General features: G+C 69.8%; 15 protein-coding genes. 6 read left to right on the top strand and 9 right to left on the bottom strand.

The window, feature by feature from the left end:
• The first annotated feature begins 103 nt into the window (after positions 1–103).
• Positions 104–931, top strand: a complete 828-nt coding sequence (locus AB0M67_RS40740) for a helix-turn-helix transcriptional regulator (protein WP_365753177.1) — start codon at positions 104–106, stop codon at positions 929–931.
• 356 nt (positions 932–1,287) lie between these two features.
• Positions 1,288–1,773: a GNAT family protein gene (locus AB0M67_RS40735; protein WP_365753184.1), complete on the top strand. Its 486-nt coding sequence runs from the start codon at positions 1,288–1,290 to the stop codon at positions 1,771–1,773.
• Positions 1,774–1,926: 153 nt separating this feature from the next.
• Here the strand turns inward: AB0M67_RS40735 and AB0M67_RS40730 are convergent, their stop codons facing one another.
• Together AB0M67_RS40730 and AB0M67_RS40725 are read right to left on the bottom strand one after the other, a co-directional pair.
• Positions 1,927–2,835, bottom strand: a complete 909-nt coding sequence (locus AB0M67_RS40730; protein ID WP_365753175.1) for a hypothetical protein — start codon at positions 2,833–2,835, stop codon at positions 1,927–1,929.
• A gap of 79 nt (positions 2,836–2,914) precedes the next feature.
• A complete protein-coding gene (locus tag AB0M67_RS40725; protein WP_365753174.1) occupies positions 2,915–3,346 on the bottom strand; it encodes a peptidase inhibitor family I36 protein in 432 nt (143 codons plus the stop codon).
• A 247-nt stretch (positions 3,347–3,593) separates the two neighbouring features.
• On the opposite strand from AB0M67_RS40725, the gene AB0M67_RS40720 reads away from it, so the two are divergent.
• Positions 3,594–4,421: a helix-turn-helix transcriptional regulator gene (locus AB0M67_RS40720; RefSeq protein ID WP_365753173.1), complete on the top strand. Its 828-nt coding sequence runs from the start codon at positions 3,594–3,596 to the stop codon at positions 4,419–4,421.
• 281 nt (positions 4,422–4,702) lie between these two features.
• Here AB0M67_RS40720 and AB0M67_RS40715 read toward each other — a convergent pair whose 3' ends face one another.
• The 5 genes from AB0M67_RS40715 to AB0M67_RS40695 form a co-directional block, all read right to left on the bottom strand.
• Entirely contained in the window at positions 4,703–6,946 is a 2,244-nt protein-coding gene (locus tag AB0M67_RS40715) for a serine/threonine-protein kinase (RefSeq protein WP_365753172.1), read from the bottom strand.
• 387 nt (positions 6,947–7,333) lie between these two features.
• On the bottom strand, positions 7,334–7,987 hold the full coding sequence (locus AB0M67_RS40710; protein ID WP_365753171.1) for a VOC family protein: 654 nt from the start codon (positions 7,985–7,987) through the stop codon (positions 7,334–7,336).
• A gap of 73 nt (positions 7,988–8,060) precedes the next feature.
• Positions 8,061–8,912 carry a KR domain-containing protein gene (locus AB0M67_RS40705; RefSeq protein ID WP_365753182.1) on the bottom strand — a complete coding sequence of 284 codons (852 nt, stop codon included), beginning with the start codon at positions 8,910–8,912 and terminating at the stop codon, positions 8,061–8,063.
• Between the two features lie 129 nt (positions 8,913–9,041).
• On the bottom strand, positions 9,042–9,782 hold the full coding sequence (locus AB0M67_RS40700) for a DUF1775 domain-containing protein (RefSeq protein ID WP_365753169.1): 741 nt from the start codon (positions 9,780–9,782) through the stop codon (positions 9,042–9,044).
• 55 nt (positions 9,783–9,837) lie between these two features.
• On the bottom strand, positions 9,838–10,494 hold the full coding sequence (locus AB0M67_RS40695; RefSeq protein WP_365753168.1) for a hypothetical protein: 657 nt from the start codon (positions 10,492–10,494) through the stop codon (positions 9,838–9,840).
• A gap of 199 nt (positions 10,495–10,693) precedes the next feature.
• Between AB0M67_RS40695 and AB0M67_RS40690 the strand changes: the two genes are divergently transcribed.
• A complete protein-coding gene (locus tag AB0M67_RS40690; protein WP_365753167.1) occupies positions 10,694–11,053 on the top strand; it encodes a metalloregulator ArsR/SmtB family transcription factor in 360 nt (119 codons plus the stop codon).
• A 113-nt stretch (positions 11,054–11,166) separates the two neighbouring features.
• Entirely contained in the window at positions 11,167–12,531 is a 1,365-nt protein-coding gene (locus tag AB0M67_RS40685; protein ID WP_365753166.1) for an MFS transporter, read from the top strand.
• A 30-nt stretch (positions 12,532–12,561) separates the two neighbouring features.
• On the opposite strand, the gene AB0M67_RS40680 is transcribed toward AB0M67_RS40685, so the two are convergent.
• Positions 12,562–12,966, bottom strand: a complete 405-nt coding sequence (locus AB0M67_RS40680; RefSeq protein ID WP_365753165.1) for a (2Fe-2S) ferredoxin domain-containing protein — start codon at positions 12,964–12,966, stop codon at positions 12,562–12,564.
• Positions 12,963–14,972 carry a heavy metal translocating P-type ATPase gene (locus tag AB0M67_RS40675; RefSeq protein WP_365753163.1) on the bottom strand — a complete coding sequence of 670 codons (2,010 nt, stop codon included), beginning with the start codon at positions 14,970–14,972 and terminating at the stop codon, positions 12,963–12,965. The genes AB0M67_RS40680 and AB0M67_RS40675 overlap by 4 nt, the downstream gene beginning before the upstream one ends.
• 99 nt (positions 14,973–15,071) lie before the next feature.
• Between AB0M67_RS40675 and AB0M67_RS40670 the strand changes: the two genes are divergently transcribed.
• Positions 15,072–15,446 (top strand): metalloregulator ArsR/SmtB family transcription factor, encoded by a 375-nt coding sequence (locus AB0M67_RS40670; RefSeq protein ID WP_365753162.1) that lies wholly within the window; start codon positions 15,072–15,074, stop codon positions 15,444–15,446.
• Positions 15,447–15,511: the final 65 nt, after the last annotated feature.

The raw sequence follows: 15,511 nt of genomic DNA, 5'->3' as shown, positions 1-15,511 counted from the left end.
TACTGGGGTGCCCCTCCGCCTTGCGATCGCACGCACCGGACGCCGCAGGCCCCGCCCTGCGGGCGGACGGCGCTACTTTCGCAACACGCCCTAGCCTGGACACATGACCGACAATCAGCTGGGGGAATTCCTGCGGGCACGGCGGGCCGCCGTGCGGCCGGAGGAGGTCGGGATGCCGAGCCAAGGCGTCCGGAGGGTGGCCGGGCTCCGCCGCGAGGAGGTCGCCGTACTGGCGGGGGTCAACGCGGACTACTACACACGCCTGGAACAGGGCCGCGAACGCCATCCGTCCGCGTCGGTGGTGGACGCGCTCGCCCGCGCGCTGCGGCTGGACGCCGACGCCCGGGCCCACCTGCACCAGCTGGCCGGAACCGCTCCGTCCCAGCGGCCCATCGCCACCACCGACCGGGTCGAGCCCGCACTGCGTGTCCTGCTGGACGGCTACCCGGGCACTCCGGCATTCGTCATCGGACCGAGCCTGGACATTCTGGCCGCCAACGCCTTGGCCGAGGCGTTGTACTCCCCCTTCGAACCGATGGACAACCTGGCCCGCATGGTTTTCCTCGCCCCGGCGGGGCGGCCGTTCCACCCCCGGTGGGACTGGACGGCCGAGACGGTGGTGGGCCATCTGCGCCAGACGTACGGCATCGATCCGGGCAGCCTGCGGCTACATGAACTCGTAGCCGAACTCAGCGCTCACAGCTCGGACTTCGCCCGGATGTGGAGCACCCACACGGTGCGCGGCAAGACCCGCGAGAACAAGCACTTCCGCCACCCGAACGTCGGCAATCTGACCCTCACCTACCACGCGTTCGACGTGCGGGACGCTCCCGGCCAGCAGCTGATCATCTACCACGCCGAACCCGGGAGCCCCAGCGCCGAGGCCCTCAGCCTGCTCGGCACCATGCACGCCACGGCGAACCAGACATGATGCCATCACCTGTCCGCCCCGACGTGCTTGGACCGGGACGGTGCTCCGCAGGTGCTCGATCACGCCCCAAGGAACGTCCAGCGGAACGTCCAGCGGAACGTCCAGCGCGTCGTCTGGTGCTCGCTGGTGTGGTGCTGGCTGGTGTGGCGCTGGCCGGTGTTCTGACCGGGAAGGTTCGCCGGGGTGGGGTCATGGTGGTGGTGACGTCGCGGGGTGGCTGCTGGGCTACTTCGAAATCGTTGGACGCCTTCGGGTCAGTCGGCGAGTATCTGCGGGTGACAGATGAAGCCGGTTACGGGGGACCGTTCACGCGGAGCCCGAAGCGCGTACGTTTTGTGGAGCTGTCCGGCGGGGCGATGTCCGCTTTGCTCGATGGTGACCTGTCCGAAGCCAGCGGACTGGCCAGGGTTTCGCTGACCGAGTACTTCGTGACCGACAGTGCGCGGTGGCTGTGGCAGTTCCGGCTCGACCAGATGGCCGCCGATCCCGGCCGGGCGCGGTGGATGGTGCGGCAAGCGGTCGTCGGCGACAAGGGTCTCGTCGTCGGACATGCCGGGTTCCACGGACCGCCTGACGATGTCGGCATGGTCGAGATCGGCTACTCCGTCGCTCCCGACTTCCGTCGCCAGGGATACGCCCGATCCGCGCTGATCGAGCTGCTCCGCCGGGCAGCGGCCGAAACCGCTGTCACGACCGTGCGGGCGACGATCAGCCCCGACAACGTGGCATCCCTGGCCACGATCTCTGGCTTCGGCTTCGTTGAGGTCGGAGAGCAGTGGGATGAGGAGGACGGTCGTGAACTTGTCTTCGAGGTTCCTGCCCACCGGGTTCCACCTGCTTGATGGGCAGGTTCACGGCATAACGCTGAGCTGTGACCGGGGCGCGCTCGCACAGGTTGCATTGGAGGGCGACCTCGGCATCAGCCGTTGGCCGGAACCCACTTCGCCCCGAACCCCGCACTCGGCCTCTTCGCCGTGCGGGCTTGTCCCACTGGCTCATGCGGCCGATTCCGGACTGTTGAGCACACTGAGAACGTTCTTCAGCAGGGCGCGCTTATGCGATGCCAGAGCCTTGAAGGTCTCCGCGTTGCGCGCTATCACCTGACGCTGCAAGGTGGTCTCGGCCGCGTGCCAATTGCTCAGCAGGCCCGACGACTGTTTGCACCGCACGTCAGTCCGCGCCGTCTTCTTCTCTCGCTCGGTGATCGTGGAGCTGTCGAGGTTCCATCGCGGATCACCGATCGCGGCCGACGGATGAGCGTAAGGATGGCCGGCCTGGTTCATGCACGTTCTCCAGCGCTTTCGCGCCTGGGTGACGGTCGGGACGTTCTCCGTCTTCAGCAGCGTTTCGGCGCTCTGGTCGGCGAACCAGGAGAGGTCCGCCGCCGGCACATCGCGGGCGAGCAGGGAATCGGCGTGACGGTAGCAGCCGGGACTCAGGTCCGTCCCGTAGAGCGCTGCCTCCTCCTCCGCGCTCAGGGCTTCGCCCCACCCCGTAGCGGCGCTGTTGTCTCGGCCACCTTCCCGCCCTGTCGGCAAGTGATAGCCGGAGAGAGCCACTGCACGGTCGTCCGCGACCCCGTACCGGCGGCCGTTGTCATAGGAGTCCGGCGGCTCGGGGCCGGTGTCCGGGAAATCGAGACCGACATCGCGGCCTTCGAGGCAGCGCTCGGTCAGCACCCGACGAGCCCGATCGTGCAGCCATGTCTCACGTGCGGTCCACTTGTACGTATCAAAAGGCAGCACCAGCTCCGAGGCGTAGGAGGAGCCCTCCGGAAGGGACGGGCGGGCAGCGCTGTGCTCTGACCGCCGGTCGGAGCATGCGGTGAGTGCGGTCAGTGTGGTGAGTGCGGTGAGTAAAACCACGACAAGAGGAACAAGTACAGTGACGTGTCGACGATCCACAACGCGTTCCTTCACTTCTGCCGATGAGCCCGGGCACCGCTCATGGAGCGGACCCCGGGCTCATTGAAGCGGTGAACTGTCAGCGACAGAGGGCGAATTCCGCGGATGAAGCGCTGTTGTCCCCGATGCGGTTGTTGGCGAGGTATCCGTCATCGGAGCCGTCGGGAAAGCCCGATCGGTTCCCCGTGTAGTTGGGGTTCTGGTACAGGCACACCGACACGCCGGTCCGGTTCTTCACCGAACTGGTCTCGTCGTTCATGTCGTCGTCGGTGAGCCGCCCGTTTCCGTCCCTCCAGTGGTTCCCCCGGAAGTCGTTGTCCCTGTGTGTGATGTCACGCCAGTGGTTGGTGTTCCCCTGGTTGAAGTCATTGTTCTCGAAGAGGCAGAAGTTGGGCGCCTCGCAGCTTCCCGCGAGGATCTGCGGCGCGTCTGCCTGCGCGGTGGAGGTGAGGCTCAAAGGCAGCAGCAGCGCCACCACAGCGGGTACGAGAAGTCGAGCTCTGACACGCATGGAATCCGTCCCTTCGGTTGGGTTGAGCTTGCGATCACGGAGTAGCGGCGCACTCTCTCACCGGGCTCTGCCGACGTCTCGGCGAAGGTGACCGGCAGACCGACCCGCCGCGCAGCCCCCCGTTCCAAATCCATCCGCACGGAGGGCCGGTCACCTCCCCATGTTCACCTGGCGGGCCGTCCCGTTTGTGTGCCCCGCCTTGCCTGGGGTACGGCGTACCTAGGGACCACGAACTCCAGGAAGGACAATGAACTCCGTGAGGAAACAAGGGGAGTTAGGGAACTTTCTGCGCTCGCGCCGAGCGAGAATCCGGCCCGAGGATGTCGGTTTCGCCTCCGGATCGGGACAGCGCCGGGTGCCCGGTCTGCGACGGGAGGAGCTGGCGCATCTGGCGGGGGTGAGCGTCGACTATTACATGCGACTTGAGCAGGGCCGTAACCACAGCGTCTCCGACGCGGTGCTCGGAGCCGTGGCGGACGCGCTCCGACTGAACCAGGACGAACGGGACCATCTCTTCCGGCTCGCCCGCCCCCACAACGTGGCCGGGAAAACCCTCGACGGCGACGGAGCGCGCCCGGAGATACAGCAGTTGCTGGACTGGATCAGCGCCCCGGCACTCGTCATGGGACGCCGGATGGATGTCCTGGCGTGGAACCGGCCGGCGTGCGGGCTCATCACCGACTTCGGCCGACTGCCCGCGCGTGAACGCAATCTGCCGCGGCTTCATCTACTCGACACGACGATCGGCGGACGCTATCCCGATCGCGACATGGTCGCCCGCGAGGTCGTGGGGCAGCTACGGATCGCGGCCGGAGTCGTCCCCGACGATCCCGAACTGTGGGAGCTGGTCGATGAACTCAAGGCGGGCAGCGTGGAGTTCCGGCACCACTGGACCCAGCACACGGTGCGAACCAAGGCATACGGACTCAAGCGCATCGACCATCCGGAACTCGGCTCGCTCACCCTGTCGTACGAAATCACCCGCTTTCCCCAGGACACGGAGCTGAGTCTGCTCGTCTATACGGCGGCGCCGGGGACGCCGGAGGACAAGGCGCTGCAAAGTCTGGCGGCCTAGGGCGTGTTGCGAAAGTCCCGCCTGGCCTGCGACGCCCGGCACGCACACTCGCTGCGTTGTCGGAATCGCCCAAGTACGCCCAGTACGAGGGTGATCCTCCGCCTTGCGATTGCACGCACCGGACGCCGCAGGCCCCGCCCTGCGGGCGGACGGCGCTACTTTCGCAACACGCCCTAGAGTCCTTCACCTGATCGTCGTCGCCGTGCTCGCCCCCGGATCGGTCTGCCGAGCGAGCTGTTGAGGCGTCCGCACGGCAGGGAAGTCGTCCGGTGCCGCCGGAGTCAGCCCGACTTCGGCGGCCTCTGCGCGTCGAAGGCGAAGAGGGTGTTCTTGGCCGCGGCCACGATCACCGCGCGCCCTACGACGGTCACACGCGGGCTTGCGCCCTGCTCGCCCGTCAGACCCTCGGCCTGCGGATCTGTTGTCCACAGGGGTCTGCCGTCGTGCGGCGACAGCGCGACCACCCGGCCGGTGGCCGAGCTGAAATACAGCGCGTCGGCTCCCGCCGTGGGGCCCGACGCGCCCTCCACGCTCGTCTGCCGCGACCACTTCTGCCGGCCGGTCGCGGGGTCGAGCGCCGTGACGAGACCGGTCTGCCCGCTCACGTAGACCGTGCCGTCCGCCATGCCGGGCGTCCCCGCGTATGTCCTGGCCAGCCGGGAGTAGGTGACCTTCCGCGAGGCCGGGTCGACCCGCGCCACCCCGTCGTACCCGGCCAGCGCCGTTCCCTCCATGCGTCCCAGAAGGAGTACGAGCCTGCCGTCGGCGAAGCCCATCGGCACGGCGGGGCCGTTGACCGCGATGGGCCTGCCGAGTGCCCCCGAGGCGCGGTCGACCGGGTACAGGGTGGGGTGGCGCACCTCCAGTGCGTCCACCTCCGCATTCGTCGCGCACATCGCGAAGAGCTGGGAGCCCGCCGGGACGGGAGCGCACTGCGTACCCGCGGGGAACGGCCTCTTCCAGGCGACCTCACCGCTGTGTGCGTCCCGGGCCTCGAAACGGGAGTTGGAAGCGTCGACCGTCACGACGGCGGAGCCGACCACAAGGGCGTCCTGGGTGCGGCCCGTGACGGCCATCGACTGGGCGCCGGACGGCACGGACCACAACTCGCGGCCATTGTTCGCGTCGATGGCCACCACCTCGCTATGAGGGTCCTGCGGGGCGTCCTCGGCGGCGAAGCGGTAACCGAGCACCGTGTCGTCGGTGGCGCCCACCAGGTGCATGCCCTGGACGGGGACGCCCGGGCTCTTCGCCGTCCACACCCGCGAGCCGTCCAGGGCACTGATACGGGTCGCGACAACACCGCCGCCCCCGCAGAACAGTGCGTCGCCGCGCGCGACGCAACGCAGTTCGTCGGGGATGTCCTCGCGACCGCCCAGTACGGTCTCGCGCCACGGGTCGAAGCCGTCCGGAAGTGTGGCACCCGGCGCCGCAACGCTGTTGCCCTTGTCGCCGTCGCTGTTCCCCCCGACGCCGCCCGCCCGCAGCACGGCGACTCCTCCGCCGATCGCCGCCACCGCGACCGCGGCGGCGAGCACAGGCCGCCATCGGCTGCGCAGACGGCGGCCGATGGGGGTGCCGGTGCTCCCTGTACCGGGACCGGCGGGGGTGCTGGTCGGGGGAGTCGGCGCCGGGGTGGCAAGCGCCGCGAAGTCATGCTCGGTGATCATGTCGCGGGTGCGGCCCGCGCCAACTCTGTTCGTCTCGGTCCCGCCGAGGTCGGCCGACAGGTCCCGCAGCAGCACGAGGAGTTCGTCCGCCGAGGGGCGCCCCTCGGGATCCTTGTCCAGGCACGGCTCGACGACCGCGCGCAGGGCCTCCGGCACGGAATCCAGCGACGGCTCCTCGTGCACCACCTGATACGCCGTCAGGTACGGGCTGTCCGCGTCAAAGGGCCCGTGGCCCGTCGCCGCGTACACCAGCAGTGTCCCCAGGGAGAACACATCGGACCGCGGCCCCACACCACGCGGCGCCTGCAACTGTTCCGGCGACATGAAAGGCGGCGTACCGATGACCCGTCCCGTCATCGTCAGCGTCTGCTGGTCCACGGCGCGCGAAATGCCGAAGTCGATGACGCGCGGGCCTTCGGGCGAGAGCACGACGTTCGAGGGCTTCAGGTCACGGTGGACAACCCCCACCCGGTGGATGTCGCGCAGCGCCTCCGCCAGCCCGATGGCGAGCCTTCTCAGCTCCGGCCCGTTCAGCGGGCCCTCCGCGGCGATGCGCTGGGCGAGCGTATGCCCCTCGATATAGGTCGTCGCCATCCACGGCTGCTCGGCCTCAGGGGCAGCGTCGACCACGGCGGCGGTGAACGCGCCGCTCACCCGCCTCGCAGCCGCCACCTCCTGCCGGAAACGGATGCGGAACTCCTCGTCCCCCGCGAACTGCTGGTGGATCAGCTTGATCGCGACAGGTCGCCCCGAACTCGTACGGGCCAGGAATACCGTGCCCATGCCACCCGAGCCAAGTCGCGCCTCAAGCGGATAACCGCCGATCTCGGCCGGATCGCCTACGCGCAGCGACACTCTTCCCCACCTCCCGTCCCCGTGCACCACGGGCCCGCGTACCTGTCCTGCAACAAACTAGCCGAAGGGCGGTAGGGCAGAGGGACCCGGGCATCGCGGAGGCGGTGGAGCGGCAGGCGACCCAACGTCCATAGGCCGGCTGACGCTGCGGTGACCATCATGTGTCAGAGCGTCACGTCCCCCCGCGCCGCTGAGGGAAGGGGGTGAACGGATGGCTCGACGCCACAGGAAGCCGCGCAGCAGCGGTGAGGCCCTGAGAACAGAGCTCGCTGTAGCTTCGCTGATCGTCAGTCTGATTCGGGTCGTAGCCGAACAGGATCTGATCCAGCGCAGCGGTCCGTCTGAGGGACACCTCTTCCCTTGGTCACCGGGAGCCGGGTAACGGCATCAGAAGGTGTCCTGTCCGGCGGGGGCGCGCCGGATCACAGTCTCCTCGCCGTCGGCGGTGTGCACCGCGACCGCGTGCAGCCCAGGTTCACCGGAGACGAAGCGCAGCGGCAGCCGGTCGAAGGTCTCCCGCCCGATGTGCTCGCGGAACTGTTCGCGGTCGCCGGCCACCTCCAGCCAGGCCACCCCGACCGCGGTCCGGTCGCCGGTCACTTCGCGGCGGGCGGGATTGTTGGCCGGATCATCCCGGTAGTACCAGTTCGGCAGGCCCGCCCGACGGGCCCGCAGCGCCACCTCCCCGGCCGGCGCACTGGTCACCACGCGCTGGGTGCCGTCGGGTTCCCTGCGCCCCGGGATCACCTGGACCTCGCTGCCCAGCCGTGAGGCGACCTGCTCCAGTTCCTCGCGGGTGTCCGCGCGCAGGCACCAGAACATCCAGCGCTCCGTCCCGTCGCCGGTGGCCCGCTGGAACCAGGCGGCCGGGCCGCCGGTCGCCCCGGCGGCGTTCTCCACCTCCAGGTAGACATCCCCACCCAGCGGAAAGATCCAGTTGCGCAAACCGCCGGGGAACACACCGCCCTCGTAGTTGCCCAACCCGGTCTGCCCAGCCAGCCTGCGTACGCCGTCGTCGAGATCCGCTACGCCGAGCGCCATGTGGTCCAGGTGAAACACCGTCGTGGCACCTCCAGATCAGGTGAACGCGTCGGCTGAACGTAGCACCGGCCCGTCATCGGGCCGAACGGCGTGCCCTGGCCTTGGACGCGCGGCTCTGCTGGTGCGTCCGGCGGGCTGCGGCCCGGTCCCGGACCTGCTCGATCGTCTGATGGACGGCGTCGGCCTGCCGATCACCAGCACCGTCGATCAGACGGGCCAGCTCGGCCACGGTAAGGGCCTCGTACAGCTGAGCCACAGTGAGAGCGGCGCCGAGCATGCTGTTGATCCTCGGCACGAGCTGGATCGCGACGAGGGAGCTGCCTCCGAGATCGAAGAAGCTGTCCTGTACGCCGACGTGGTCGACCCCGAGAACCTCTTGCCAGGCCGTGCGGAGCCGCTGCTCCGTCACCCCGCGCGGCGGGGTGCACGGGATCGCGAGGTCGAGTCGTGGCCCCCGGCTCTCGGTGAGCTCGTACTCTGCCCGTCGCCCGTCACCCTCCACCCCGGCAGAGGCCGACGGCAGCGTGAACGCCGTTTCCACCAGCACGTTCACATCCATCGGGGAAACTATCAACTGGGGTTCAGCGGAGGAGCCCAAGATCCGGTCCAATGCGTCCAAAGCCTGTGCAGGGGCCATGCCGCGTTGGGCGACGTCCTCGGCTCGGACCTTCGCCAGGGGCTCCGGAAGGCTGGTCTCGACGGCCATTCCGCCTTCCTGCCAGGGTCCCCAGTCGATGGCCACCACCCGGCGCCACGGGGTGCGGGATTGCGCATAGGCGTCCAGGAAGGCGTTCGCCGCGACGTAGTCGACCAGACCGAAGTCACCGACGTTGGCCGCGTTGGAGCCGAACAGGCAGAGGAAGTCCGGGTCGTACGGGGCAAGCGCCTCCTCCAGATTGAGCGTCCCACGGACCTTGGGGTCCATCACCCAGGCGGAGTCTCCAAGTCGGCGGCCGGCACTTTCCTTTCAGCCATCCGCCACACCTGAAGGAGCGGCCGGCGTGTGGCCCGGCGGATCCGTTCGTACGGGTCTACCGGGCCACCCATCGGTATGTCAGGCCGTGTTGGCGGCGCCTCGGCGCCGGAACCACCACAAGCCGCCGCCGATCAGGGTGAGGACGACCACCACGAGAGCGGTGATCAGGACTGGACTCGGTCCGTCGTCCTCCTTGCCGGCCGTGGCGACTTCGGTGGGCGAGGCGGACTGCTTGTTCGTCGGTTCGCTCGCCGCTGGGCTGGACGGCTCGGCTGTGCTCGGTTCCGCGGCCGGGCTGGGACTGGCCGGCTTCGCACCGGGCGCCGCGGGCTTGAGTTCAAGCATCGGCGCGAGGCTGCCGTGGCCGCCTTCCGCGGGCTCTTCCAGCTCGATCCATCGGTCGATGCGGCCGTCGCTGTAGGTCTGGAGCGTCTTGAAGGCCAGGGACTTGGCGTCCGGTAGCTGTCGCACGGTCACGGCGTAGGCGGCGTCCTTACCGACGGCTACCTGGGGGCCGCCCACGGTGTAGCCCCGGTCCGTGGCTTCGAGCTTCCAGCCCGCGGGGCCCTCTTTGTAGGTGACGTCGGCCGGTGCGATGCCTTCGGGCAGGATCACCTCCAGCTTGGTGATCCCCGCCTTGTCGGACTCCGTCTCGGCGTTGAAGTCCAGGGTGACGTTCTCGGCGAGAGCGCCGGCGTCCTTCGCCTCGACTTCCACATGCGCCGACGCCGGACCGGCGAGAGCGACAGCGGCGGCCAGAGCGAGGACGGTGATGGCGGACAGGCGACGCGCGGTGTGCGACGCGGTGAATCGGGACACGGGTAACTCCCATGATGGTGAGGGGTGTACGGGCACGCGGCAGCGCGCCCCGAGGTCAGGTGGCTGGGACGACTTCAGCCGGAGGACCTCGGCGCACCACCGCGTGCGCCAGTACCAGGGAGTTGTGTGGGGGTGACTGCGCCCGCGCTCTGACGGGTCGCAGAACGCGCGGCACGGCAGGCGGTACTCCGGCCGGGACCAGTCGTACGAGCAACTCGACGATCACATCGCCGAGGCGTTCTCCGGCCGCCCGGCACGCGGCGTCCGCTCGCTGCAGGCACCACGCCACCAGAAGGGCGGCCGCGATGTGCGCTGCGGTCATCGAGGTTCCGTGATGCCCCGAGTGCCATACCTCGTGGGCGTCGAGCGGCGCGCCATGGTCGGTCATCATGTGCGGATCAGTCGCCCGGTGGCCACCCGCCCGCGCGAGCCAGAAGTGCAGGGAGGCCTGTGCGGCTCCGGTGGCCGACACCACCGCGGGCAACGACCTCGGCCTGCGGACGGCGGGCATGGTCAGAAGGAAGAGCAGGCAGAGAGCGACCGGGACGCTCCGCCAGGGCACCGGATGCCCGGAAGCCAGATGGTGCCCGGTGACGGCCAGGCCGGTACTCACCAGGGCGAACACCCCGGCGCGGACAGCGGCGACCGGCGCACCGGTCGGCGGGTCTGAGCCGGCCCGGCGCGCAGCGCGGAACCCGCTCGTCCACGACATGGCGGCCCCATCATGCGGCATGACCACCGGCTGCCGGTACGGACTTCCGGTATGTCATACGACGTCCGGGACACAGATCGCTCCTCGGCTGCGGCCAAAGGCCCGCCGGACGTGGCCCGCTCTCCTGGCAGCGTTTCCGCCCAGGCGTCCCACCGGTGGCTGAGCGCTTCCCGCGAGCGCACACGCCTACGATGTCTTCATGCCCGGACGCGCAGAACCCTCAACAGCAAGCGATGCGCATCAGCACACGCCCGGCGTCCGTGAACTCGCCGCGGCGGCGTCGGTCTTCTCCCTGCTCGCCGACCCCACGCGACTGCATCTGGTGTGGCTGCTGACCCGAGGTGAGTCGGATGTGACCGCGCTGGCGGAGGCGTGCGGGGCGGCGCGGCCGGCGGTGAGTCAGCATCTGGCCAAGTTGCGGCTCGCGGAGCTGGTGCAGGCGCGCAAGGACGGCCGTCATGTCGTCTACGCGCTCACGGACGGACACCTTCGCCGCCTGGTCGTTGAAGCGATCAGTCATGCGAACCATCAGGTCACCGGCGAACCCTGGCACGACTGAGCACTCCCGCGGGTTTCCTCCTGGCCGGATCCAGCTCCAACATGTGCATGGATGCGCACATGTGCACTAGATTGACGAGCGTATCCCGCCCGCCGGTCTAAGGAGCACGTCGCATGCTCGTTGTGCTGCGCAACCGCACGTATCGGCATCTCTTCACGGCCCAGGCCATCGCGCTCGTCGGAACCGGTCTCGCCACGGTGGCCCTGAGCCTGCTCGCCTACGACATGGCCGGGGCGGACGCCTCCGCCGTGCTGGGTACGGCCCTGGCGATCAAGATGGTCGCGTACGTGGGCGTCGCCCCGGTCGTCGGCGCGTTCGCCGACCGGATACCGCGCCGCGCGCTGCTGGTGTCGATGGACCTGATCCGAGCCGGTGTCGCGCTTTCCCTGCCCTTCGTCACCCAGGTCTGGCAGGTCTACGTCCTGGTCTTCCTGCTGCAATGCGCCTCGGCGGCCTTCACTCCGGCGTTCCAGGCGACGATTCCGGAAGTCCTTCCCGAGGAGCGCGACTACACCCGCGCGCTGTCGCTGTCGCGGCTGGCGTACGACCTGGAGAGCCTGCTCAGCCCGGCGCTGGCCGCCGCTCTGTTGACCGTGATCTCCTACAACTGGCTGTTCGCCGGCACCACGGTGGGCTTTCTCGCCTCGGGGGCACTGGTGGTCTCGGTGCTGCTGCCCCGGCCGGCGCCGGTCGAACACGGTGGTGGCGTGTACGCGAAGGCGTCCTTCGGTACGCGGCTGTTCCTCGCCACCCCCAGACTCCGTGCCCTGCTGGCGCTGGATCTGGCAGTCGCGGCCGGTGGCGCCATGGTCATCGTCAACACGGTGGTGCTGGTGCGCGACAACCTGGACCGGACCGTCGGCGACGTCTCGTTGGCATTGGGCGCCTACGGAGCCGGATCCGTGGCCGCCGCGCTTCTGCTGCCCCGAGTACTGGACCGCGTCAACGACCGTACGGTGATGCTGCCCGCGGCCTTTGCCCTGACCGGGGTGCTGATCGCCCTTTCCTTCGGCACCGCCGTCGCCCCCGGTCCCTGGGCTTGGCCCGCCCTGCTCGCCGCCTGGACGGCGCTCGGCGCCACGTCCTCCGCGATCCTCACTCCCAGTGGACGGCTCCTGCGACGCTCCGCCACGGCCGCCGATCTTCCGGCCGCCTTCGCCGCACAGTTCTCACTGACGCACAGCTGCTGGCTGCTCACCTACCCTCTCGCAGGCTGGCTGGCGTCAATGGGAGGCATGCCCGTGGCGACCGCCGCACTGGCCGCTGTCGCGCTCACCGCCGCCGTCACCGCGCTGGTCAGCTGGCCGCGCGAAGACCCCGACCGACTCGACCACCTGCACGACGAACTCCCCGCCGAGCATCCGCACGTACGAGACGCGGTCCCCACCCGCGCCGGATGGCGGCACGGCCACGACTACCGCATCGACACCCTGCACACCCGCTGGCCCTCACCCCGCCGCGCCTCCGAGAGAGTCTGACCGCCGGGCCCACGGGGGCGCCCCGGGAGATCAGTCTTCGAGTTCTCGCCGGACGCGGCGGGAGGGGGTGAAGGCGTAGAGGTCGAGGATCTCGGGCGGGTCGGCGAGTCCGGGGCCACCGTTCTTCACCCAGGTGGTGATGTCGGCGGCGGCGTCGGGGTCGTTGACCAGGCCGAGCCAGACCGGGCGGCCACCGGCCCGGCGTCCCTCGGCCGAGGGTTGGATGACGACGACGTTGGCTCGTTCGCAGGCGTCCAGGCAGTCGGTACGCCGTACGGAGGCCACATCCGCCAACGACCTGCGCAGATCGGTCAGTTGAGCGGCATGGTCCAGGCGCGGGACCTTGGGGGTGCCGCAGCAGCAGCCTCGGCAGACGGTCACGGTCGGGCGGGCCGACCCCGGCGGAATGGCGGCCTCCCGGCTACGGCGACTCATCGCGCGTCTTCGGTGGGTGTGGCGGCGCGGCGCCAGGCCGCGTCGCGGAGCAGGCGCAGGCCGTTGAGGCCCACGATGACGGTCGAGCCTTCGTGTCCCAGGACGCCGAGCGGCAGCGGCAGATGGCCGACGAGGTCCCAGACGACCAGGCCGGAGATGAATACGCTCGCGATGATCAGGTTCTGGACCACCAGGCGGCGGGCCGCGCGGGACAGTGCGACGACGGCCGGCACGGTGGCGAGTTCATCGCGGACGATGACGGCGTCGGCGGTTTCCAGGGCGAGGTCGGAGCCGGCCCGGCCCATGGCGAGTCCGGTGTGGGCGGCGGCCAGCGCGGGGGCGTCGTTGACACCGTCGCCGACCACCAGCACCTTGCGGCCGGCCGCCTCCTGCTCGCGTACGGCGGTGACCTTGTCCTGCGGGAGCAGCCCGGCGCGGACATCGGTGATCCCGGCCTCGGCGGCGAGGCGGGCGGCGGCTCGCGGGTTGTCGCCGGTCAGCAGGGTGGGGGCGGTGCCGGTCAGGGTGGTGAGGGCGGCGACGGTGGCGGCGGCGTCGGGACGCAGCCGGTCCGCGATGCCCAGCACCCCGACGGGGACACCGTCCCACTGGACGAGGACCGCGGTGCGGCCACCGTCCTCCAACTCGCCCACGACCATGGCGACGGCCGGGTCGGCGGCGTCCGCGAGGAGACGCGCGGGCGCGCCGACGGCGACCGTACAGCCGTCGACGACGGCGGTGACGCCGACGCCGGGGGAGGAGGAGAAGTCCCGTACGTCCGGGAGGGCCAGGCCCCGTTCACGGGCGGCGGTGACGATCGCGCGGGCGAGCGGGTGCTCGCTGGGATGCTCGGCCGCCGCCGCCAGGCGCAGCAGCCCGTCCTCGGTCAGCCCGTCCTCGGTCAGTCCGGCCGACGCGGTACCGGGCAGGGGACGGATGTCGGTGACACGCGGGGTGCCTTCGGTGAGCGTGCCCGTCTTGTCGAGGGCGACGGCGTCGATCTGGCCGAGCCGTTCCATGACCACGGCGGACTTGACCAGTACGCCATGGCGTCCCGCGTTGGCGATGGCGGACAGCAGCGGCGGCATCGTGGCCAGTACCACGGCGCACGGGGACGCCACGATCATGAAGGTCATGGCCCGCAGGAGCGCGTCGGTCAGGTGCGCGCCGAAGGCCAGGGGAACGCCGAAGACCGCGAGGGTGGCGAGGACGATCCCGACGGAGTACCGCTGCTCGACCTTCTCGATGAACAGCTGGGTCGGCGCCTTGGTCTCGGAGGCTTCCTCGACCATCGTCACGATCCGGGCGATCACCGAATCGGACGCGTCGCGCTCGACCTTCACCCGCAGCGAGCCGGTGCCGTTGAGTGTCCCGGCGAACACCTCGTCCCCGGACTCCTTGGGTACGGGCAGGGGTTCGCCGGTGATGGTCGCCTGATCGACCTCACTGGCGCCGTCCAGTACGCGGCCGTCGGCGCCGACCCGCTCGCCGGGCCGGATCAGGATGGTGTCGCCGACCGTGAGGTTCTCCGTGGCGACGGTCTCCTCCCGGCCGTCGTCCAGCAGTCGGGTCGCGGTCGTGGGCGCGAGGTCGAGCAGGCCGCGCACGGAGTCCGCGGTACGGGCGGTGGCCAGCGCCTCCAGCGCGCCGGACGTGGCGAAGATGACGATCAGCAGCGCGCCGTCCATCACCTGCCCGATCGAGGCCGCGCCGATCGCCGCGACGATCATCAGCAGATCGACATCGAGGGTCTTCTCCCGCAGCGCCCGGAGCCCCGCCCAGGCGGGCTCCCAGCCGCCGGTCACATAGGCGAGCGCGTAGAGCGGCACCCAGGCCCATGCCGGGGCACCGGTCAGTTGCAGGGGCAGCGCGATCAGGAAGAGGACCAGCGCCGCGGTCGCCCAGCGGGCCTCGGGCAGTGCGAACACGCGCGTACGACGCCGGGGAGCGGCGGCCCCCCGTGCGGCCGTGACCGAGGAAGAGGGGTCGGTGAGTGTGGACGACATGGAGGCGGATTCCTTCGGCGGCGGACAGTGCGGAGCAACCCATCCACCATACAAGAAAGAATGAACATGTCTTCATTTGTCATCGGTAGAATGGTCCCCATGGGCCACGGAGTCGATGACACGAGCACCGCCACCACCCGCGAGCGTCTTGACGTCGCGGGGGTGACCGACGTCGCCTCCACCCTTCAGGCGCTGGCGACACCTTCGCGGCTGTATATCCTCGCCCGTCTCCAGGAAGGTCCCTGCGCCGTCGGTGAACTGGCCGAAGCGGTCGGAATGGAGCAGTCCGCCTGCTCCCACCAGCTCCGCCTCCTGCGGAACCTCGGCCTGGTCACCGGCGAGCGCCGGGGCCGTTCCATCGTCTACGCCCTCTATGACCATCACGTCGCCGAACTCCTCGATCAGGCGCTGTTCCACGTCGAGCACCTGCGCCTCGGACTGCGCGACATCGCCCCCGGTGACGTAGTGCCGTAGGGGGCCGAACCAGCGACCGCGGCATGCTCACGGGCAGACGCTCTGCCTGGCCAGGAGCCTCGCGG

Source organism: Streptomyces sp. NPDC051662 (assembly GCF_040681655.1).
Classification (GTDB): Bacteria; Actinomycetota; Actinomycetes; order Streptomycetales; family Streptomycetaceae; genus Streptomyces.
Note: the sequence above shows the minus strand (reverse complement) of the source record. Positions and strands in the feature narration are given on the sequence as shown.